Source organism: Pantoea sp. LS15 (genome assembly GCF_012241585.1).
Lineage (GTDB): Bacteria > Pseudomonadota > Gammaproteobacteria > Enterobacterales > Enterobacteriaceae > Enterobacter.
In genome coordinates, this window is the sequence record NZ_JAAVXA010000003.1 from 215,652 (window position 1) to 236,099 (window position 20,448).

18 protein-coding genes are annotated in these 20,448 nt (G+C 55.3%); 8 read left to right on the forward strand and 10 right to left on the reverse strand.

Annotated features, from left to right (window positions below; translation table 11 throughout):
- Positions 1-81 precede the first annotated feature (81 nt).
- Both hemH and HED65_RS06925 read left to right on the forward strand, forming a co-directional pair.
- Positions 82-1,044: a ferrochelatase gene (gene hemH / locus HED65_RS06920; protein ID WP_114977969.1), complete on the forward strand. Its 963-nt coding sequence runs from the start codon at positions 82-84 to the stop codon at positions 1,042-1,044.
- Positions 1,045-1,106: 62 nt separating this feature from the next.
- Positions 1,107-2,411 carry an inosine/guanosine kinase gene (locus HED65_RS06925; RefSeq protein ID WP_114977970.1) on the forward strand — a complete coding sequence of 435 codons (1,305 nt, stop codon included), beginning with the start codon at positions 1,107-1,109 and terminating at the stop codon, positions 2,409-2,411.
- A 92-nt stretch (positions 2,412-2,503) separates the two neighbouring features.
- On the opposite strand, the gene ybaL is transcribed toward HED65_RS06925, so the two are convergent.
- Both ybaL and HED65_RS06935 read right to left on the reverse strand, forming a co-directional pair.
- Positions 2,504-4,180, reverse strand: coding sequence for a YbaL family putative K(+) efflux transporter (gene ybaL, locus HED65_RS06930; RefSeq protein WP_114977971.1), 1,677 nt, complete (start codon positions 4,178-4,180; stop codon positions 2,504-2,506).
- A gap of 229 nt (positions 4,181-4,409) precedes the next feature.
- Positions 4,410-5,630 (reverse strand): MFS transporter, encoded by a 1,221-nt coding sequence (locus tag HED65_RS06935; protein ID WP_114977972.1) that lies wholly within the window; start codon positions 5,628-5,630, stop codon positions 4,410-4,412.
- A 169-nt stretch (positions 5,631-5,799) separates the two neighbouring features.
- Between HED65_RS06935 and ushA the strand changes: the two genes are divergently transcribed.
- Entirely contained in the window at positions 5,800-7,452 is a 1,653-nt protein-coding gene (ushA, locus tag HED65_RS06940; RefSeq protein WP_114977973.1) for a bifunctional UDP-sugar hydrolase/5'-nucleotidase UshA, read from the forward strand.
- 47 nt (positions 7,453-7,499) lie between these two features.
- Here ushA and ybaK read toward each other — a convergent pair whose 3' ends face one another.
- From ybaK to copA, 3 genes are all read right to left on the reverse strand, one after another.
- Positions 7,500-7,979 (reverse strand): Cys-tRNA(Pro)/Cys-tRNA(Cys) deacylase YbaK, encoded by a 480-nt coding sequence (ybaK, locus tag HED65_RS06945; RefSeq protein WP_114977974.1) that lies wholly within the window; start codon positions 7,977-7,979, stop codon positions 7,500-7,502.
- Positions 7,980-8,178: 199 nt separating this feature from the next.
- Positions 8,179-8,973, reverse strand: coding sequence for a TraB/GumN family protein (locus HED65_RS06950; protein WP_114977975.1), 795 nt, complete (start codon positions 8,971-8,973; stop codon positions 8,179-8,181).
- 51 nt (positions 8,974-9,024) lie between these two features.
- Positions 9,025-11,523 carry a copper-exporting P-type ATPase CopA gene (copA, locus tag HED65_RS06955; protein ID WP_114977976.1) on the reverse strand — a complete coding sequence of 833 codons (2,499 nt, stop codon included), beginning with the start codon at positions 11,521-11,523 and terminating at the stop codon, positions 9,025-9,027.
- A gap of 108 nt (positions 11,524-11,631) precedes the next feature.
- Between copA and cueR the strand changes: the two genes are divergently transcribed.
- Positions 11,632-12,042: a Cu(I)-responsive transcriptional regulator gene (gene cueR / locus HED65_RS06960; RefSeq protein ID WP_049007462.1), complete on the forward strand. Its 411-nt coding sequence runs from the start codon at positions 11,632-11,634 to the stop codon at positions 12,040-12,042.
- Here cueR and HED65_RS06965 read toward each other — a convergent pair.
- Together HED65_RS06965 and HED65_RS06970 are read right to left on the reverse strand one after the other, a co-directional pair.
- Complete coding sequence (locus tag HED65_RS06965; protein WP_114977977.1) at positions 12,039-12,491, reverse strand: NfeD family protein; 453 nt, start codon at positions 12,489-12,491, stop codon at positions 12,039-12,041. The genes cueR and HED65_RS06965 overlap by 4 nt on opposite strands.
- Entirely contained in the window at positions 12,488-13,402 is a 915-nt protein-coding gene (locus tag HED65_RS06970; protein WP_008499312.1) for an SPFH domain-containing protein, read from the reverse strand. Before HED65_RS06970 ends, HED65_RS06965 begins: the two co-directional genes overlap by 4 nt.
- A 136-nt stretch (positions 13,403-13,538) precedes the next feature.
- Between HED65_RS06970 and fetA the strand changes: the two genes are divergently transcribed.
- Positions 13,539-14,216, forward strand: coding sequence for an iron efflux ABC transporter ATP-binding subunit FetA (gene fetA, locus HED65_RS06975; RefSeq protein WP_114977978.1), 678 nt, complete (start codon positions 13,539-13,541; stop codon positions 14,214-14,216).
- Complete coding sequence (gene fetB, locus HED65_RS06980; RefSeq protein WP_028017592.1) at positions 14,203-14,985, forward strand: iron efflux ABC transporter permease subunit FetB; 783 nt, start codon at positions 14,203-14,205, stop codon at positions 14,983-14,985. The genes fetA and fetB overlap by 14 nt, the downstream gene beginning before the upstream one ends.
- A gap of 16 nt (positions 14,986-15,001) precedes the next feature.
- Here fetB and HED65_RS06985 read toward each other — a convergent pair whose 3' ends face one another.
- The 3 genes from HED65_RS06985 to tesA are packed head-to-tail and all read right to left on the reverse strand — an operon-like array spanning position 15,002 to position 17,337.
- Positions 15,002-15,913 carry a co-chaperone YbbN gene (locus tag HED65_RS06985; RefSeq protein ID WP_072032695.1) on the reverse strand — a complete coding sequence of 304 codons (912 nt, stop codon included), beginning with the start codon at positions 15,911-15,913 and terminating at the stop codon, positions 15,002-15,004.
- Between the two features lies 1 nt (position 15,914).
- On the reverse strand, positions 15,915-16,685 hold the full coding sequence (locus HED65_RS06990; RefSeq protein WP_114977979.1) for an SDR family oxidoreductase: 771 nt from the start codon (positions 16,683-16,685) through the stop codon (positions 15,915-15,917).
- Positions 16,686-16,713: 28 nt separating this feature from the next.
- Positions 16,714-17,337 (reverse strand): multifunctional acyl-CoA thioesterase I/protease I/lysophospholipase L1, encoded by a 624-nt coding sequence (gene tesA / locus HED65_RS06995; RefSeq protein ID WP_114977980.1) that lies wholly within the window; start codon positions 17,335-17,337, stop codon positions 16,714-16,716.
- On the opposite strand from tesA, the gene ybbA reads away from it, so the two are divergent.
- Both ybbA and ybbP read left to right on the forward strand, forming a co-directional pair.
- Positions 17,308-17,994: a putative ABC transporter ATP-binding protein YbbA gene (ybbA, locus tag HED65_RS07000; RefSeq protein ID WP_114977981.1), complete on the forward strand. Its 687-nt coding sequence runs from the start codon at positions 17,308-17,310 to the stop codon at positions 17,992-17,994. The genes tesA and ybbA overlap by 30 nt on opposite strands.
- Positions 17,991-20,405: a putative ABC transporter permease subunit YbbP gene (gene ybbP, locus HED65_RS07005; RefSeq protein WP_114977982.1), complete on the forward strand. Its 2,415-nt coding sequence runs from the start codon at positions 17,991-17,993 to the stop codon at positions 20,403-20,405. Before ybbA ends, ybbP begins: the two co-directional genes overlap by 4 nt.
- Positions 20,406-20,448: the final 43 nt, after the last annotated feature.

Below are 20,448 nucleotides of genomic sequence, written 5' to 3' on the forward strand. Positions count from 1 at the left end.
TCTCTCCTATCGCAGCAATGGGTTTCGTTTAAACGCATTTCCGCTACAATTGACAACCATTCAAATGGTTAAGAGGCGTGAATGAGTCAGGCGAAAACCGGCATCCTGCTTGCCAATCTGGGCACCCCAGAAGCACCCACTTCAGACGCGGTAAAACGCTACCTGCGACAATTTTTAAGCGACACGCGCGTCGTGGATACCCCAAGACTGCTGTGGTGGCCATTGCTCCGAGGCGTCATTCTGCCGATTCGTTCTCCGCGCGTCGCCAAACTCTATCAGTCCGTCTGGATGGAAGAGGGCTCTCCGCTGATGGTTTACAGCCGTCGCCAGGAAAAGGCGCTGGCCGCACGTCTGCCGGATATGCCTGTCGCTCTTGGTATGAGCTACGGTAAACCTTCGCTGGAAAGCGCGGTCGAATCACTGCTGGCGCAGGGGGTTGACCACATTGTGGTTCTGGCGCTCTATCCGCAGTACTCCTGTTCGACGGTTGCTGCGGTATGGGATGAACTGGCGCGTATTCTGGCGACTCGCCGTCGCATACCTGGCGTGACCTTCATTCGCGACTATGCCGATAACGAACTGTACATCAAAGCGCTTGCCAGCAGTGCCCGCGCGTCGTTTGAACAACACGGCGAGCCGGATCTGCTGCTGCTGTCTTATCACGGTATCCCGCAGCGTTTCGCTGACGAGGGGGATGATTACCCGCAGCGTTGTCGTGATACCACGCGCGAACTGGTTTCTGCCCTCGGCCTGCCACCAGAGAAGGTGATGATGACCTTCCAGTCGCGCTTTGGTCGCGAACCGTGGCTCACCCCATATACCGATGAAACGCTTAAGATGCTCGGTGAGAAAGGGGTGAAGCATATTCAGGTGATGTCGCCAGGCTTCTCGGCGGATTGCCTGGAAACGCTCGAAGAAATTGCTGTGCAAAACAGAGAGTTCTTCCTGGAAGCAGGGGGCACGAAGTACGAATACATTCCGGCACTTAACGACTCGCCAGAGCATATCGACATGATGGTCTCTCTGGTGACAAACAGTCGCTGATCGCACTCCGGGCCGGGTTTGTGCTACCATTCCCGGCCCATATTCTTTGTACAGTTCAGACCATGAAATTTCCCGGTAAACGCAAATCCAAACACTACTTTCCCGTTGATGCCCGCGATCCGCTCCTGCAGCAAATCCAGCCTGAAAATGAAACCAGTGCCGCATGGGTCGTTGGTATCGACCAGACGCTGGTGGACATTGAAGCGAAAGTGGATGATGCGTTTGTCGCCCGTTATGGTCTGAGCGCGGGGCACTCGCTGGTGATTGAGGACGACGTTGCCGAAGCGCTTTACCAGGAACTGGTGCGCGAAAACCTGATCACCCATCAGTTTGCTGGCGGAACCATCGGCAACACCATGCACAACTATTCCGTGCTGGCTGATGACCGCTCGGTACTGCTGGGCGTAATGTGCAGCAATATCGAAATCGGAGGCTATGCCTACCGTTATCTGTGCAATACCTCCAGCCGTACCGATCTGAACTACCTTCAGGGCGTCGACGGGCCGATTGGCCGCTGCTTCACGCTGATCAGCGATTCCGGCGAGCGTACCTTTGCCATCAGCCCGGGTCACATGAACAAACTGCGTGCCGAGAGCATCCCGGAAGAGGTGATTGCGGGCGCATCTGCGCTGGTACTGACCTCCTATCTGGTGCGCTGCAAACCGGGTGAGCCGATGCCGGACGCGACCATGAAAGCGATTGAGTACGCGAAGAAATACAATGTCCCCGTCGTTCTGACGCTGGGGACCAAATTCGTCATTGCCGATAACCCGGAGTGGTGGCAGGCGTTTCTGAAAGAGCACGTCTCGATTCTGGCGATGAACGAAGAAGAGGCGGAAGCGCTGACGGGCGAAAGCGATCCTCTACTGGCGTCGGATAAAGCGCTGGATTGGGTGGATCTGGTGCTCTGTACCGCAGGACCGGTTGGGCTGTATATGGCAGGTTTCACGGAAGAAGAGAGCAAACGCAAAACCCAACATCCGTTGTTGCCTGGCGCGATAGCTGAGTTCAACCAGTATGAGTTCAGCCGTGGTATGCGTTTTAAAGACTGCGTTAATCCGCTGCGTATCTACTCCCACATCGCCCCGTATATGGGTGGGCCAGAGAAGATCATGAACACCAACGGTGCAGGTGATGGCGCGCTGGCCGCATTGCTCCATGACATCACCGCGAATGCCTACCATAAAACCAACGTGCCGAACTCCAGTAAGCACAAGTTCAGTTGGCTGACCTATTCGTCGCTGGCGCAGGTATGCAAATATGCCAACCGAGTGAGCTATCAGGTGCTGAACCAGCACTCCCCGCGCTTAACGCGTGGGCTGCCGGAACGGGAAGACAGCCTGGAAGAGGCGTACTGGGACAGATAAAAGCAAAACGGCAACCCAGGTTGCCGTTTTGAGTGTTGGTTCCCTCTCCCCGTGGGAGAGGGCCAGGGTGAGGGCATCAGGCCGCACAACTCTTAGCCCGTCACCCCTTCTTCAACCGGCGATTTCTCCAGTAGCGTCAGCATCGTATTCGCAATCTCGCGCTCGCCCATCACGACCTTATCCGCACCGCGCTCGGTAATGTACTCCACCTCGTCGTCATAATGCGCGCGGGCGATAATCTCAATCGTTGGGCATTTCTCACGCGCAGTTGCCACAATTTCGCCCGCTTCATAGCCGTTTGGAATGGTCAGCAGCAGCCAGCGTGCGCAGTCCAGATGCGCCAGATTCATGATCTCTTCGTTCGCCGCATTGCCCAGCACCGCACGGATACCGCGCTCACGCAACTCATCGACGCGGGTGCGTGACGTTTCAATCACTACCAGCGGGATCCCTTGCGCCATCAGTTTCTCACCAAGCAGGCTGCCTACGCGACCAAAACCGACCAGCAGGGCGTGATTACAAATATCTACCGGGATCTGCTTCTCTTCTTCGATAGCTTCTTCCAGCGTCTGCTCTTCCAGCGTTTCGGTTTTATCGAGGTATTTTTCCAGCAGTGCGAACAAGACTGGGTTCAGCATAATCGACAGGATTGCGCCTGCCAGCACCAGGTTCTGCCCGGCTTGCGGTAGCAGGTTCAGCGCCATGCCCAGACCCGCCAGAATAAAAGCAAACTCACCAATTTGCGCCAGGCTGGCGGCGATGGTCAGCGCCGTACGCGGGGAGTGGCCAAACATCCTTACCAGGAAGAAAGCTGCGAGCGACTTACCAAAGATAATAATCGCCAGCGTGCCCAGCACAGCCAGCGGCTGATGAATCAGGACCATCGGGTCAAACAGCATCCCAACAGAGACAAAGAACAGTACGGCGAAAGCATCACGCAGCGGCAGAGTGTCGTGCGCCGCACGGTGGCTCAGCTCGGATTCGTTCAATACCATCCCGGCGAAGAACGCGCCCAGCGCGAAGGAGACATCAAACAGCTCAACGGCGCCAAAGGCGATACCCAGTGCCAGCGCCAGTACGGAGAGGGTAAACAATTCGCGTGAACCCGTCGCTGCGCTGCGGGACATGATCCACGGTACCAGACGGCGGCCTACCAGCATCATGATGGCGATAAACGCCACGACTTTACCAATGGTGATACCCATATCCAGCGCCAGTGACGCAAAGCCGACGTTGTCTTTTTCCATCATCCCGGCGACAGCGGGCAGCAGCACCAGCGTCAACACCATCACCAGGTCTTCAACAATCAACCAGCCTATCGCAATTTGTCCGCGCTGGCTGTCAATCAACTGTCTCTCTTCAAGTGCACGCAGCAACACTACGGTACTGGCGGTGGAAAGACACAGCCCAAAAACGATACCGGTCATCAGCGACCAGCCAAGAATTGCCGAAAGTGCCATCCCCAGCAGCGTCGCTACCCCTATCTGGGCAATCGCTCCCGGTATGGCGATCGACTTTACCGCCATCAGGTCCTTCAGTGAAAAATGCAGACCAACGCCAAACATCAGCAGAATCACGCCTAATTCCGCCAGTTCAGGAGCCAGTTTGGTATCCGCAACGAAACCTGGGGTAAATGGTCCCGCCAGGACACCCGCTAACAAATAGCCGACAAGGGGAGAAATACGCAGTTTATTGGCAATCATGCCAAGGATAAAAGCGAGCACAAGGCCACCAACAATGGTGGTGATTAGCGGTGTGGCGTGATGCATTCCGTCTCCTTTCGTTGTGGGTGTTCCTTTTTGGCACAAACCAAAAAACCGAGTAATAGTTTATGACAATTTTTACCCTTATGTTTATGAATAATTGTTGAAGTTTGAATAAAACAGCAATAAGCACCAAAAAAAGCGCATTTTGATAAATTCAGCGGGGAGAGGTAGAAGAAACCCTTATGGCATCAGGGTATCAGGTAGCCAAAGTAAAACTTTGGCTACCCATAATTTACGCTTTGTGGCGGTTATCGGGCAGGAATATGGTCAACATCCCAAGAAGTGGCAGGAAAGCGCAGATTTTATAAACCAGGAAGATGCTGGTGTGATCCGCAACCATCCCTAACACCGCGGCACCAAGCCCACCCATGCCAAAGGCGAACCCGAAAAAGAGTCCGGAAACCATACCGATACGACCAGGTAACAGCTCTTGCGCATAGACAAGAATGGCGGAAAACGCGGAGGCGAGGATAAAACCAATAATCACGGTTAAAATTCCCGTCCACTCAAGGCTGGCGTACGGCAAAATAAGGGTAAACGGTGCTACGCCGAGGATAGAGCCCCAAATAACATATTTACGCCCTATCTTATCCCCCACTGGCCCGCCAATCACTGTCCCGGCTGCGACCGCGAACAGGAAGGCGAACAGGTGGATCTGCGCATTTTGCACCGATAATCCGAATTTTTGCATCAGATAAAAGGTGTAATAGCTGCTGATACTCGCCATATAGAAGTATTTCGAGAAAATCAGCACCAGCAGTACCGAAACCGCGAGGATAACCTTGTTACGCGGTAGAGGATTAATCACCTTCGCTTTAGGTTTACCCTTGTTCACCCGATGTTGAGCGGCATACCAGCGACTGATCTGTGCCAGTACGATGATTGCCAGTAATGCGGCCAGCACAAACCAGGCCACGTTGCCTTTACCGTAGGGCGCGATAATCACTGCCGCCAATAGCGGACCCAGGGAGCTACCAAAGTTACCGCCCACCTGGAAAAGAGATTGCGCCAGCCCGTGGCGACCACCGGAGGCCATACGCGCCACGCGGGATGATTCCGGGTGGAAGACCGACGAGCCGGTGCCCACCAGTGCGGCGGCGATCAACACCGCTTCAAAACTCCCTGCCATGGCCAGCAGTACCAGCCCGCTTAAGGTGAAACACATGCCAATCGGCAGCGACCATGGCATTGGGTATTTGTCCGTCCAGTAACCCACTACCGGTTGCAGTAGCGAGGACGCGAGCTGGAAGGTCAGGGTGATCATCCCAATCTGCACGAAGGTTAATGAGAACTCGGACTGCAGCAGCGGATAAATTGCCAGAATCAACGACTGGATCATATCGTTGAGCAGATGAGAAAGACTGATTGCACCTAAGACTTTAAAAGAGGTGCGCGATTTCGGCGGTGACGCCGGCACGCCCGGCACGGGCTGGGTTGATTCACTGATTGCCATAGAGAGAATTACCACGTCTTTAGTTATTAGAAATGCAGGATGTAATTATTATCCAACTAACATACCTGTCCGGGGCATTTGAAGAAAGTCGCAATTCTGAAAACTTATTTGTCTATTATTGTGAGTCATTGTAATTTTTGCCTTTGTCTATTGGTCAGGGAGAGAAAAGATGAAGTTAATGAAGCGGGGCGTCGCGCTGGCGCTTATCGCCGCATGGGGCCTGGTAAGCCTGCCCGCGCAGGCATACGAAAAAGATAAAACCTACAAAATCACCATTCTGCATACCAACGATCACCACGGGCATTTCTGGCGCAGTGAATACGGCGAATATGGTCTGGCGGCGCAAAAAACGGTAGTGGATGGTATTCGTAAAGAGGTGGCTGCTCAGGGAGGCAGCGTGCTGTTGCTGTCCGGGGGGGATATCAACACCGGGGTGCCGGAATCCGATTTACAGGATGCCGAGCCCGATTTTCGCGGTATGAATCTGATTGGCTACGATGCGATGGCCGTCGGTAACCATGAGTTTGATAACCCTCTGACGGTGCTGCGCCAGCAGGAAAAACTGGCAAAATTCCCGTTCCTCTCAGCCAATATTTACCAGAAAAGTACCGGCGAACGCCTGTTTAAACCCTGGGCGTTGTTTAAGCGCCAGGACCTGAAAATCGCGGTGATTGGCCTGACCACTGACGATACGGCGAAAATTGGCAACCCGGAGTTCTTTACCGATATCGAATTCCGTAAACCGGCAGACGAAGCAAAGCTGGTTATTCAGGAATTACAGCAAAATGAAAAGCCGGATGTGATTATTGCCACCACCCACATGGGGCACTATGACAATGGCGAACATGGCTCTAATGCGCCGGGTGATGTGGAGATGGCACGCAGCCTGCCAGCTGGCTCGCTGGCAATGATTGTGGGCGGTCACTCGCAAGACCCGGTCTGTATGGCCTCCGAGAATAAAAAGCAGGTTGATTACGTGCCAGGCACGCCGTGTGCCCCAGACCGTCAGAACGGCATCTGGATTGTGCAGGCGCATGAGTGGGGCAAATACGTGGGCCGGGCGGACTTTGAGTTCCGTAATGGCGAGATGAAACTGGTGCATTACCAGCTCATCCCGGTCAACCTGAAGAAGAAAGTCACTTATCCTGACGGGAAAAGTGAGCGCGTACTTTATACCCCGGAGATTGCTGAGAATCAGCAGATGCTCTCTCTGCTGACGCCGTTCCAGAATAAAGGTAAGGCACAGCTGGATGTGAAGATTGGCACGCTCAATGGCCGTCTGGAAGGGGATCGCAGCAAAGTCCGCTTCGTGCAGACCAATATGGGGCATCTGGTGCTGGCAGCGCAAATGGCGCGTACCGGTGCTGATTTTGGTGTGATGAGTGGTGGCGGTATTCGTGACTCTATTGAGGGTGGAAACATCACCTATAAAGATGTACTGAAGGTACAACCCTTCGGTAACGTGGTGGTGTACGCCGATATGAGTGGTAAAGAGGCGATCGATTATCTGACCGCTGTGGCGCAGATGAAGCCAGATTCCGGGGCCTATCCGCAGTTTGCCAACGTCAGCTTTGTGGCGAAAGACGGTAAGCTTAATGATCTCAGGATCAAAGGTGAACCGATCGATCCTGCCAAAACGTACCGCCTGGCGACCTTAAGCTTTAACGCCACCGGCGGTGACGGCTATCCGCATATTGATAACAAACCAGGCTATGTGAATACCGGGTTTATTGATGCGGAAGTGCTGAAGCAGTTCATCGAGCAGAATTCACCGATTGACGTGAATGCGTATGAGCCGAAAGGTGAGGTGAGCTGGCAGTAGTGCGGTTGTTTTGCCGGGTAGCGGCTATGCCTTACCCGGCTTTTCTCTTACTCGCGGCGTGCAATATCCGCAAATTTCGCGTCCAGCATTTTCGCCAGGTCGCCCGCCGCGAGTTCAATATCCAGCCCGCGTTTGCCACCAGAGATAAAAATGGTTTCGAAGTCCTGAGAAGGAGCATCGATCAGCGTCGGCAGCCGTTTTTTCTGCCCGAGTGGGCTGATCCCGCCGACCAGGTAACCCGTGGTTCGCTGCGCAACCATCGGGTCCGCCATATCAACTTTTTTTGCCCCCAGCGCTTTCGCCACTTTCTTCAAATCAAGCTGCCCGGCGACGGGGGTGACCGCGACGGCGAGGTGCTTCATGTCACCATTCACGGCGACCAGCAGCGTTTTATAGACCTGGTCTGCATTCAGCCCCAGTTTGCGCACCACTTCATCACCAAAATTGGTTTCATTCGGATCGTGATCGTAGGTGTGGATCCTGAAAGGAATTTTGTTTTTTTCGAGTAATTTAACGGCGGGAGTCATAGCTATCCTTCTTACGACAGACAATTAATGCTCACAGCATACGCCTGACGCTTGTCTAAAAAATAGCACCATCTTGCGCAATAGTATTGGCAGTGATGGTCACTTTGAGCGACAATCGGCTCAACCGAAGGTCTCCTTCGGCATAATAAAAACGATGAAATTCCTCTTTGACGGGCCAATAGAAATATTGGCCATTTTTTTATTTCAACAGTGACGGCAAATTCCCTTCTCCGTACAAATGTAAAGCACCCACCGCGACAACGTAATGCCCGGCAGGTAAAGCATGCAGCGTCTGCCGCCAGGCTTTGTTACGCGCATTCATCAGCACATCATATAACGATTCACTAAACGTCGACGGTAAAGCCAGTTTACTGTCTGCGGGGGGCGCATCCAGCCACCAGCCGATCATGGTCTGCAGCAGACGCGCGTTGGTGTGCCAGTGGGTCAGGGTATCATCCAGCAGCATCAGACCGTCGTCAGGCAGTTGTCGCAACAGCGCAATCTGGCTGTCCGTCCCTTCCAGTTCGATGATCGGCATCCTGCGTGCCCTTGCCATATTCAGTAACTGGTAATCAATACCGTAATCACCACGCAGACCCAGACGTTGCGCCTGCGTGGCCTGAAGCACCATCGCAATTTGCCAGAGCGGCAGAGCGTCGATCATCGAGAGTGACACGCCCGTCTCATCTGCGACACGCGTCAGTTCCGCGAGCAGAGCCTCATCCAGACGTTCTGCCAGGCTGAGAGTGCTCTCCAGACCGGCAAACGGTGATTCATGGCCCGAAATGTCCGCCTCAACAATCAGCGCATCGGCGCGCTTCAGAAGTTTTATCAGACCTGGAGGCAGGGGAGACATATCCTGCGTACCCATATGGATGCTGCCCACCAGGTGCAGGTGCTGGCCGCCAGGGAGCGAGATATCCAGGCCGGGCCAGGCATAACGGCGGGGGAAAAGGGCGCGAAACGATGTTTTTATACGATTAAACAGACTCATACGCGCTCCATACACCGGAAAGGTTCATGCTAGCGCGTACGAGAACAAGGTTCAATCTTTCGGTTTAAACCGCAACAGTCGGTTGGCGTTGCTCACCACGGTGATGGAGGAGAGCGCCATGGCTGCACCTGCGACCACCGGGTTCAGCAGCGTGCCGGTCAGCGGCCACAAAATTCCGGCGGCAATCGGAATGCCGAAACTGTTGTAGATAAATGCCCCCAGCAGGTTCTGCTTCATGTTGCGCAACGTGGCTTTTGAAATGGCCAGCGCATCAGCAACGCCCATCAGGCTATGGCGCATCAACGTAATCGCTGCCGTCTCAATAGCGACATCGCTCCCGCCTCCCATGGCGATACCGACATCTGCCTGGGCCAGCGCAGGGGCATCGTTGATGCCGTCACCGACCATCGCCACCTGACGCCCCTGACTTTGCAGTTTCTTGATTGCGTCAGCTTTACCGTCCGGCAGTACGCCTGCAATGACCTCATCAATACCGGCTTCTTTCGCGATGGCATTGGCGGTGGTCGGGTTATCCCCGGTTAGCATGACCAGGCGATAACCCGCGCGGTGCAGTCGTTTTAAGGCATCCACACTGTCCTGGCGGAGCGGATCGCGAACGGCCAGCAGCGCGGCGGCTTTGCCATCCACCGCCAGCAGAACCGGCGTGGCGCCCTGAGACGCCTGCGCCTTCAGCTCGCTTTCCAGCTCGGCAGTATCAATACCGTTTTCATTGAGCAATGCCTGGTTGCCCAGCAGCAGCACGTGGCCTTCTGCTTCACCGCTGATCCCTAATCCTCGTAGGGTACGGAAGTTGCTCACCTGCGGCAGGCTGGCATTCCCGGCTTTCTCAATGATCGCGCGAGCCAGCGGATGGCTGGAGCCTTGCTCAAGTGCGGCAGCAAGACGCAGTGCGTCATTTTCTGTCATACCTGTCGTATTCACAGCCACAACTTGCGGTTTGCCTTCGGTCAGCGTGCCGGTTTTATCAAACACCAGCGTGTCGAGTGTACTGGCGCGTTGCAGGGCATCGGCATCACGCACCAGCACGCCAAACTCGGCGGCGCGACCGACACCGGAGATAATCGACATCGGTGTGGCAAGACCGAGTGCACAAGGGCAGGCGATGATCAGCACCGTGGTGGCAATCACCAGGGTATAAACAATCTGCGGCGCGGGACCGAAAAAGTACCAGATAGCTGCACTCAGCAGGGCAATACCGACCACGACCGGAACAAAAATGGCTGAGATTTTATCAGCAAGCTGGCCAATTTCCGGCTTGCTGCTCTGCGCCTGGCGCACCATGCGAATAATGCGTGACAGGGTGGTGTGGCTGCCGACTGCACTGGCAGTGAACAGCACACTGCCGTCCTGTACCACCGTACCGGCATGGACGGCGTCACCGTGGGATTTCTGCTGAGGAATGGGTTCCCCGGTGAGCATCGCTTCGTCCAGCCAGGCATCACCTTGTGTGATATTACCGTCAACGGGAACGCGGTCACCCGTAGTCAGACGCAGAGTCATGCCGGGTTGAACCTCGGCCAGCGGGACGCTCTTTTCACCGTCCTCTTTGACCACACGTGCGGTTGGTGGCGTTAAATCAAGTAATCTTTCCAGCGCTTTTGAAGAACGCTGACGCGCGCGTGCTTCAAGCATATGGCCTAAGTTGATCAGGCCAATAATCATCGCACTCGCTTCATAATAAAGATGTCGCGCTTCCATCGGGAACCACTGAGGCCAGACGTTAACGCTCATTGAATACAGCCATGCTGCCCCCGTACCAAGGGCAACCAGCGTATCCATTGTCGCAGTGCGATTCTTCAGGCTTTTCCAGGCGCTGGTATAAAAATGTCCGCCTGCAATGATCATCACCCCAAGGGTGATCAAACCGATCACCAGCCACAGCGTGCGGTTGTCGTCGGTGACCATCATGTTGTCGCCGAGCATGCCCCACACCATCACCGGAACCCCGACCAGCAGGGCAACTATTGCCTGCCAGCGGAAGCGTTTCATGGTGGCAACAGCCGTTTCCTGCTGACGTTCACGACGTTTTGCATCATCTTCGATAGCTTCAGCGCCGTAGCCCGCTTTCTCAACGGCCTGCACTAATTCTGCGGCGGAGGCACTGCCCATCACCAGCGCGGTGCGCTCCGCAAGATTGACCCGTGCCTGTGCGACGCCCGGTACGGCCTGCAAGGCATTTTGTACCCGGGAGACGCAGCTGGCGCAGCTCATGCCGTTGATCAGCAGCTGTTGGCTGTCATCAATATCATCAGCTACCGGAAGCTCAGGAGTGGCCGCTGTCAGTGCTTCCGACGGGGATGATGACTCTGCCAGCGGTTTAGCCTTTGGGTGGCTCAGCTCCGCCCCGTAACCTGCCTGTTTGATGGTGTCGATCAGCGAATCCGCACTGGCGCTGCCGGTGACGGCGGCATGATCGATGGTGACTTCAGCGCTTTCAACATCAGGACGCTGTTCCAGACTTTCTTTAACGCGTTTGACACAGTGGCCGCAGGAGAGGCCGTCCAGTGTCAGGTCAATAGTGTGAGACATAACTAAACTCCCGTATAATGATCTGGTCAGATGTTGACCGGAGTAACGCTTTTCACTAACTGTTATGAAGGTTAAACCTTCCATCAAGGGGAAGGTCAAGGGGGAAATGTGAATATCAGTGATGTTGCGAAAAAAACCGGCTTAACCAGCAAAGCGATTCGCTTTTATGAAGAGAAAGGGCTGGTGACACCACCGCTGCGCAGCGAAAACGGTTACCGCAGTTACACGCAACTGCATCTTGACGAACTGACGCTGCTGCGTCAGGCAAGACAGGTCGGTTTTAATCTGGAAGAGTGTGGCGAACTGGTGAATCTGTTTAACGATCCGAAGCGTCACAGCGCTGATGTGAAAAAGCGTACGCTGGAAAAGGTGGCTGAGATTGAACGCCACATCACCGAGTTACAGGCGATGCGCAAACAGCTGCTGGCGCTGGCGGAATCGTGCCCGGGAGATGACAGCGCCGATTGCCCGATCATTGATAATCTTGCTGGCTGCTGCCATCGTAAGGCATCTGTTTAACAGGCTTTAACCCGCAGGGTGATTCCTTCTACCGCAATGACCTCAACCCGTGTTCCGGCGCTGAGGTCATCGTCGGCCACGACAGGCCATGAGCTGTCACCCACGCGCATATGTCCACGCCCGTTCACCAGCGCGGTGTCGAGCGTAAAACGCTGGCCGACAATCTGCTGCCCGCGCTGATTAAGGTGCGCATCTAACGGTTTCTGCTCGTTAACCTGTCGGTTAAGCCAGCGCCACCACAGCCATGCAGCTATCAGTGTCAGTACGGCAAACAATGCGCCCTGCCACGCCCAGTCAAGCGGCAGAAGCCACACGAGCAGCCCGGTTATGACGGCGGCGACACCGCTCCAGAGCAGGTAGCCGTTGCCGCCCAGCATTTCAGCGGCCAGCAATAACCCTCCGAGGCTTAGCCAGAAAGCGTGAGGATGTGCGGCAATAAGCTCAATCATTTTTTACGCTCGTTTCCGCTGTCTTTGATCAGTTCAGCGATCCCGGCAATAGAGCCCATCAGGCTGCTGGCATCCAGCGGCATCATGACCACTTTGCTGTTGTTTGCGGAGCCGATCTCTTTCAGCGCGTCGGTATATTTTTGTGCGACAAAGTAGTTCACGGCCTGGATATCACCAGCGGCAATCGCCTCTGACACCATCTGGGTGGCACGAGCTTCCGCTTCGGCTGAACGTTCACGCGCTTCCGCCTGGAGGAACGCAGACTGGCGATCGCCCTCGGCTTTGAGGATCTGCGACTGTTTTTCCCCTTCTGCTTTGAGGATCTCGGCCTGACGTACCCCTTCGGCTTCAAGAATGTAGGCACGCTTGGTTCGCTCGGCCTTCATCTGGGCGTTCATGGAGGCGATCAGTTCAGCTGGTGGGCGAACGTCGCGGATCTCAATACGGGTGACTTTGATCCCCCACGGGTTCGTCGCTTCATCGACAATGTGCAGCAGTCGGGTATTGATGCTGTCGCGCTGTGAGAGCATCTCGTCCAGCTCCATCGAGCCCAGTACGGTACGGATGTTAGTCATCGTCAGGTTGACGATAGCCAGCTCCAGATTGCTCACCTCATAGGCCGCTTTTGGCGCATCAATCACCTGAATAAAACAGACGGCATCAATGGTGACATTGGCGTTATCCTTAGAAATGACTTCCTGAGAAGGAATATCCAGCACCTGTTCCATCATATTGATCTTACGGCCAATTCTGTCCATGAAAGGGACGATCAGGCTTAAACCAGGTTGTAAAGTGTTGGTGTAACGTCCGAAACGCTCGACTGTCCACTGATAACCCTGCGGGACAATTTTGACGCCTGCGCCGACAATAACCAGCGCAACGAAAATAAGGACAGGAACAACGATGAGCATAAAAACCTCCTGTTTTGCATGCTGTGGCGGAAGCCATATGGCTGTTTGTTGACCCTAAGTATACGAGGAAAGTCGCCTTACAATCACTAATCGCCGTAGACTACTGCTAATTATTGGGATGAAGGCAGGAAATAACATGAAGGATAACAGCGCGATTTTGACAATCGCGGATATAGGCTACCGTGTGGGTGAAACCACCATTCTGAACAATGTCAGTTTTACCGTTTCGCCGGGGGAGTTTCGTTTGATCACCGGGCCATCGGGCTGCGGGAAAAGTACGCTGCTAAAAATCATTGCCTCGTTGCTCAGCCCGACCTCGGGCAAGATCTATTTTGAGGGGAAGGATATTGCAACGCTCTCTCCTGAGGCGTATCGCCAGCAGGTCTCATACTCGGTACAAACGCCCACGCTCTTCGGCGATACGGTGTATGACAACCTGATTTTTCCCTGGAAAATTCGCAATAAGACGCCCGATCCTGAGCGGCTATCTGCCGATCTGGAACGTTTTGGTTTGCCGCAGGAGACGCTGACCAAATCCGTGAGTGAGTTGTCGGGTGGAGAAAAGCAACGTGTCTCGCTGATCCGTAACCTGCAATTTTTACCCAGGGTGTTGTTGCTGGACGAAATCACCAGCGCGCTGGATGATGTCAACAAGCGCAACGTTAACGACATAATTCATCATTACGCCAGTAAGCAGAATGTTGCTGTGCTGTGGGTAACACACGACTCAAACGAAATTACCCATGCGGATGACGTGATTACGCTCCAGCCGCACGGTGGGAAAATGCAGGAGGCTAACCGTGGGAGAGCATAATATTACCAATGAATCCCTGGCGTTTTCGATGGTGCTGGTGCTGATTGCGATTGTGGTCAGCTACCGGGAAAAGCTGGGGCTGGAAAAAGATATTCTGTGGAGTATCTGCCGGGCGGTTATTCAGCTGATTATTGTCGGCTATGTGCTGAAGTATATTTTCAACGTCAACCACGCGGTGCTGACGCTGCTGATGGTGCTCTTTATCTGCTTTAACGCAGCGTGGAATGCGCAAAAACGCAGTAAGTACATTGATAAGGCTTTTATCTCGTCGTTTATTGCCATTACGACCGGGACGGCGCTCACGCTGGCAGTGCTGGTACTCTCTGGTTCGATTGCGTTTACGCCAATGCAGGTCATCCCCATTTCCGGAATGATCGCCGGAAACGCGATGGTTGCCGTGGGGCTGTGTTACAACAATCTGGGCCAGCGGTTCAGCAGTGAACAGCAGCAGTTGCAGGAGAAGTTAAGCCTGGGGGCGACGCCTAAAATGGCCTCTGCGCGGCTGATCCGTGAGAGCATCCGTTCATCGCTGATCCCGACAGTGGATTCTGCCAAAACGGTGGGGCTGGTGAGCCTGCCGGGTATGATGTCGGGGCTGATTTTTGCGGGTATCGATCCGGTAAAAGCGATTAAGTATCAGATTATGGTAACGTTTATGCTGCTCTCAACGGCGAGCCTGTCCACCATCATTGCCTGTTACCTGACCTACCGGAAGTTCTATAACGCGCGTCACCAGCTGGTGGTGACGCAGTTGAAAAAGACGGGGTAATATCGGCTTTTTTGTGTCAGTAAAGCAGGGCGTAAAGCTGACGGCGATACTTCGACGCCAGCGCGTCGCCGGTGCCCAACGCGGCCAGAATTTCCTGGAACATCTTACGCGCCTGGCCGTCGGCGGCAGCCAGATCTTTTTGCAGATGGCTAAACAGCAACTCCAGTGCTTCTTCGTTACGCCCTACCTGATGCAGCTGCAGCGCCAGTTGGCTTGCCAGAGCCGCATCGGCTGGGTTGTCAGCCACCTGCTGTTGCAGCTGCTGAATTTCAGGGGTATCTGCCGCCTGCTTCAGCAGCTCAATTTGCGCGACCAGCCCCTGGTAACGGGTGTCCTGATCCTGCAGTGGAACCGTCTTCAGCACGGCTTCTGCGTCTTCTGAGCGGTGTAGCGCAATCTGCGTTTCCGCCAGCAGCAGACCAATCTGGCTGTTTTGCTTCGACAACTGCCATGCCTCTTTGAGCAGCGGCAGTGCCTCGTCATATTTGCCTTCCTGCATCAGCGCCATGCCTTCCTGCGCTTTCAACTCTTCTTCGCGCGGCAGGACTTTATCCAGCAGGGCGCGAATAGCCTCTTCCGGCTGTGGCCCCTGGAAACCATCAACAGGCTGACCATTCTGGAAAAGATAGACGGTTGGAATAGCGCGCAGACCAAACTGAGATGCCACCATTGGCTCGGCGTCACAATCCAGTTTGGCGAGAATGAACTGACCATTGTACTGTGCGGCAAGGCTTTCCAGGACCGGCGTCAGCTGCAGGCAGTGCTGGCTACGCTCAGACCAGAAGTAGAACAGCACCGGTTTGGTCATTGACTGTTCGAGGGTCTGTTGCAGGTTTGCTTCAGTAATATTGACGATATTCTGTACGGACATGCGGCTTTCTCTTTTGTCGGTTTGTTCTTTACATGGGGGTGAGCGTCGTTGCTTCAACTCAACCGTGTAAAATTTTGTCCATCATCCGGCCCGGCAGCAGGCGTTTTAACCAGCCTACGGCATGGGTGACCAATGTCACCGGATAGCGCATTTTGGGATTTTCACTCTCAAAAGCATGGCGCACTTTGGCGACAACTGCTTCTGGCCCGAGGGTAAAACGTGCGGCGATGCCAGGGTTTTCGACCGGTTTGTCCGCCTGCGTCTGGTTGACGTTTTCGGTAAAGCGGGTGCGGATGGGGCCGGGTTCAATCAGGCTGACCTTAATGCCGCTGTGCCGTAACTCCATGCGCAGGGCGTCAGACCAGGCCTCCAGCGCATATTTGCTGGCGGCGTAGGCGCCGCGGCCCGGGGTGGAGATCAGGCCCATCACCGAGGAGGTCATCACGATCCGACCTTCACCGTGCGGCAGCATGGCGGGGAGCAGACGCATAGTCAGTTGATGCGCACCGAAGAAGTTGGTCGAAAACTGTTTCTCCAGCATTTCACGGGAGAGGGTATCCAGTGGGCCGTAGAGACCGTAGCCGGCATTATTAAAAAGCCCGTACAGGCGGTTGTCGGTGAGGGCGATCACTTCATCGGCGGCACGTTCAACGCTTTGCGGTGAGTCCAGATCCAGCAACACGCCGGTAAACCCCATCCCGTTCATGCGTTCGACATCGTCGGGTTTACGGCAGGCAGCCAGCACCCGAAATCCCTGACGCTTTAATTCGAGCGCGCTTTCAAGGCCAATTCCACTGGAACATCCTGTAATTAAGACCGATTTTTGCATAACTTTACCTGTCAGGATCTCCGCTTAATCAGGAGTCATGTTTAACTAAAGGGGCCAGCCGCGTTGCCATCCAGTCGGCAATAAACGGCTGAGCATCGCGATTGGGATGGATCCCATCGTCTTGCATCCACTGGGGTTTGAGATAGACCTCTTCCATGAAAAATGGCAGCAGCGGAATATCAAACTCTTTGGCAAGCTTCGGGTAGATCGCGCTAAAGGCCTCATTATACCGACGACCGTAGTTAGCGGGCAGGCGAATTTGCATCAGCAGCGGCCGGGCGTTTGCCGCCTTGATGTCCTGCAGAATGGTGCGCAGCGTCTGTTCTGTTTGCTGAGGCTGAAAACCGCGCAGGCCATCATTGCCGCCAAGCTCAACCAGTACCCAGCGCGGCTGATGCTGTTTGAGTAGCGCCGGCAACCGCGACAGGCCTTGCTGAGAGGTATCACCGCTGATGCTGGCGTTAATCACAGGCGTTGTGCTCTGCCATTTATCATTGAGCAAAGCGGGCCAGGCCGCACTGGCCGCCATGCGATAGCCTGCACTCAGGCTGTCGCCGAGAACCAGTAACGTGTCCGCTGCCGCCGCGCGGAAGGTCATCAGAATCAAAAACAGGAAGGGCAAATGCCAGCGGAAAACAGTGTTGAAGTTCATCGTCTTAAGAAATCCGTCGGTCAGGGGGAACACGAACTTTCCATCCTCACCGGAGTTGAACTCGTTGTCAAACGCGCCGAAACCATCGCGCTGATTGGTGAATCCGGTTCTGGTAAGTCCACGTTGCTGGCGATTTTGGCCGGTCTGGACGACGGGAGCAGCGGAGAGGTCCACCTGGTCGGGCAACCGCTGCATCAGCTTGATGAAGAGGCGCGCGCTGCGCTGCGTGCGCGACACATCGGTTTTGTTTTTCAGTCCTTTATGCTGATCCCGACGCTGAACGCGCTGGAAAACGTCGAACTCCCGGCGCTTCTGCGCGGCGAAAATAGCCGTGAAAGCCGTGCGCATGCGAAGGCCTTACTGGATCAACTGGGGTTGGGCAAACGGCTCGACCATCTCCCGGCACAGCTTTCCGGCGGGGAGCAACAGCGCGTGGCGCTGGCGCGCGCGTTTAACGGTCGCCCGGAGGTCCTGTTCGCTGATGAGCCTACCGGTAATCTTGACCGCAAAACCGGGGACAAGATTGCTGACCTGCTGTTTTCGCTCAACCGCGAACACGGCACCACGCTTGTCCTGGTGACGCACGACCCGCAACTTGCCGCCCGCTGTGACCGTCGTCTGCGGCTGGTCAATGGTGTTCTTCAGGAGGAAGCATGATTGCCCGCTGGTTCTGGCGCGAGTGGCGCTCGCCCTCGCTGCTGATTGTCTGGCTGGCGTTAAGCCTGGCGGTAGCCTGTGTGCTGGCATTGGGTAGCGTCAGCGACCGCATGGAAAAAGGGCTCAGTCAGCAAAGCCGGGAGTTTATGGCGGGGGACAGGGCGCTACAAAGTTCACGTGCGGTTCCGCCGGGCTGGATTGACGAAGCGCGCAAGCGGGGGCTTAAGGTCGGGGAGCAGATAAGCTTCCAGACCATGACATTTGCAGGCGATACACCGCAACTGGCGAGCGTCAAAGCCGTCGATGACATCTACCCGATGTATGGCGAACTGCAGACCAGTCCACCAGGGCTGAAACCCAAACCCGGCACGGTGCTGCTGGCGCCGCGCCTGATGGCGCTGTTGAATCTGAAAACGGGCGACAGCATTGATGTCGGTGACGCTACGCTGAAAATTGCCGGAGAAGTGGTCCAGGAACCTGACTCCGGGTTTAATCCGTTCCAGCTCGCGCCGCGATTACTGATGAATACCGCCGATGTGGTGAAAACCAACGCCGTGCAGCCGGGGAGCCGCGTGACCTGGCGCTATAAGTTTGGCGGTACGCCCGCACAACTTGATGCCTATGAAAAATGGCTTCTGCCGCAGTTAAAACCGGAACACCGCTGGTACGGGCTGGAGCAGGATGAGGGGGCGCTCGGTAAATCTCTGGAACGTTCTCAGCAGTTCCTGCTACTTTCGGCTCTGTTAACCCTGTTGCTGGCCGTGGCGGCAGTTGCCGTGGCAATGGGGCACTACTGTCGCAGCCGTTACGATCTGGTGGCGGTCCTCAAAACACTTGGTGCGGGCAGAGTACAACTGCGTAAGCTGATTGTCGGTCAGTGGCTAATGTTGCTGCTTTTCTCGGCCTTCACCGGCGGGGTAATGGGGCTACTGTTCGAAAAACTGCTGATGGTGATGCTGAAACCGGTGCTTCCGGCCGCATTACCGCCGGCCAGCCTCTGGCCGTGGCTGTGGGCGATGGGGGCGATGACGGTAATCTCAGTGCTGGTAGGGCTCCGCCCGTACCGGCTGTTGATTGCGACGCAGCCGCTGCGTGTGTTACGCCGTGATGTCGTGGCAAACGTCTGGCCGCTGAAGTTCTATCTTCCTGTGATTATTGCGGTGGCGGTTGGGTTGCTGGCCTGGCTGATGGGGGGCAGCACTCTGCTGTGGGCGGTGCTGGCCGGGGCAGTTGTGCTGGCGCTGTTGTGCGGCGTGCTGGGCTGGATACTGCTCAATATCCTGAAAAAAATCACGGTAAAATCGCTTCCCGTGAGGCTGGCAGTGAACCGTCTCCTGCATCAGCCCTGGTCGACGCTCAGCCAGCTTTCGGCGTTTTCGCTGTCGTTTATGCTGTTGGCACTTCTGCTGGTACTGCGAGGCGATCTGCTGGATCGCTGGCAGCAACAGCTACCACCGGAAAGCCCAAACTATTTCCTGATCAATATCGCACCTGAGCAGGTCACGCCACTGAAGGGATTTCTGTCGGAGCATCACATTATTCCTGAGTCGTTCTACCCCATCGTTCGCGCACGCCTGACGCAGATCAACGGTCAGCCAACGGAGGGGAACAAGGACGAGTCGCTTAACCGTGAACTGAACCTGACCTGGCAGGAAAAACGCCCCGATCATAACCCCATCACCGCCGGAACCTGGCCGCCTGAAGCGGGGGAAGTGTCGATGGAAGAAGGGCTGGCGAAGCGTCTGAGCGTTAAGCTGGGAGACAGCGTCACGTTCACCGGGGATACCCAGGATTTTACCGCGAAAGTCACCAGCCTGCGTAAAGTGGACTGGGAAAGTCTGCGGCCCAACTTCTTCTTCATCTTCCCGCCGGGGGCGCTGGACGGGCAACCGCAGAGCTGGCTGACCAGCTTCCGCTGGGAAAACGGCAACGGCATGCTCACCCAGCTTAACCGGGAATTCCCGACGGTCAGCCTGCTGGATATCGGGGCGATCCTGAAGCAGGTCGGGCAGGTTCTGGAGCAGGTGAGCCGTGCACTGGAGGTGATGGTGGTACTGGTGACGATCTGCGGCGTGCTGTTGCTGCTGGCCCAGGTACAGGTGGGGATGCGCCAGCGTCATCAGGAACTGGTGGTGTATCGCACACTGGGAGCAGGTAAACGACTGTTGCGGGCGACACTCTGGAGTGAATTCGCACTGCTGGGGCTGGTGGCGGGACTGGTGGCGGCCATTGGTGCAGAGACGGCGCTGGCTGTCCTGCAGACAAAGGTCTTTGACTTCCCGTGGGAGCCTGACTGGCGTCTTTGGCTGACATTGCCTCTCTCTGGTGCGGTGCTACTTTCCCTCTGTGGGGGCTGGCTCGGTACACGCTTGTTAAAGGGCAAAGCTCTGTTCCGCCAGTTCGAGAGTTAATTCAATATCGTGATAATTACGCACTGGTTTTTTATATCAGTGC

Excerpts from the sequence above, each read along its gene's own strand:
- HED65_RS06935 (WP_114977972.1), bottom strand. The coding sequence starts at position 5,630 with ATGGCAATCAGTGAATCAACCCAGCCCGTGCCGGGCGTGCCGGCGTCA.
- ybbA (WP_114977981.1), top strand. The coding sequence starts at position 17,308 with ATGCCAGCGGAAAACAGTGTTGAAGTTCATCGTCTTAAGAAATCCGTC.
- ybaL (WP_114977971.1), bottom strand. The coding sequence starts at position 4,180 with ATGCATCACGCCACACCGCTAATCACCACCATTGTTGGTGGCCTTGTG.
- HED65_RS06990 (WP_114977979.1), bottom strand. The coding sequence starts at position 16,685 with ATGCAAAAATCGGTCTTAATTACAGGATGTTCCAGTGGAATTGGCCTT.
- HED65_RS06965 (WP_114977977.1), bottom strand. The coding sequence starts at position 12,491 with ATGATTGAGCTTATTGCCGCACATCCTCACGCTTTCTGGCTAAGCCTC.
- ybaK (WP_114977974.1), bottom strand. The coding sequence starts at position 7,979 with ATGACTCCCGCCGTTAAATTACTCGAAAAAAACAAAATTCCTTTCAGG.
- tesA (WP_114977980.1), bottom strand. The coding sequence starts at position 17,337 with ATGAACTTCAACACTGTTTTCCGCTGGCATTTGCCCTTCCTGTTTTTG.
- ushA (WP_114977973.1), top strand. The coding sequence starts at position 5,800 with ATGAAGTTAATGAAGCGGGGCGTCGCGCTGGCGCTTATCGCCGCATGG.
- HED65_RS06925 (WP_114977970.1), top strand. The coding sequence starts at position 1,107 with ATGAAATTTCCCGGTAAACGCAAATCCAAACACTACTTTCCCGTTGAT.
- HED65_RS06950 (WP_114977975.1), bottom strand. The coding sequence starts at position 8,973 with ATGAGTCTGTTTAATCGTATAAAAACATCGTTTCGCGCCCTTTTCCCC.
- ybbP (WP_114977982.1), top strand. The coding sequence starts at position 17,991 with ATGATTGCCCGCTGGTTCTGGCGCGAGTGGCGCTCGCCCTCGCTGCTG.
- fetA (WP_114977978.1), top strand. The coding sequence starts at position 13,539 with ATGAAGGATAACAGCGCGATTTTGACAATCGCGGATATAGGCTACCGT.
- hemH (WP_114977969.1), top strand. The coding sequence starts at position 82 with ATGAGTCAGGCGAAAACCGGCATCCTGCTTGCCAATCTGGGCACCCCA.
- HED65_RS06970 (WP_008499312.1), bottom strand. The coding sequence starts at position 13,402 with ATGCTCATCGTTGTTCCTGTCCTTATTTTCGTTGCGCTGGTTATTGTC.
- copA (WP_114977976.1), bottom strand. The coding sequence starts at position 11,523 with ATGTCTCACACTATTGACCTGACACTGGACGGCCTCTCCTGCGGCCAC.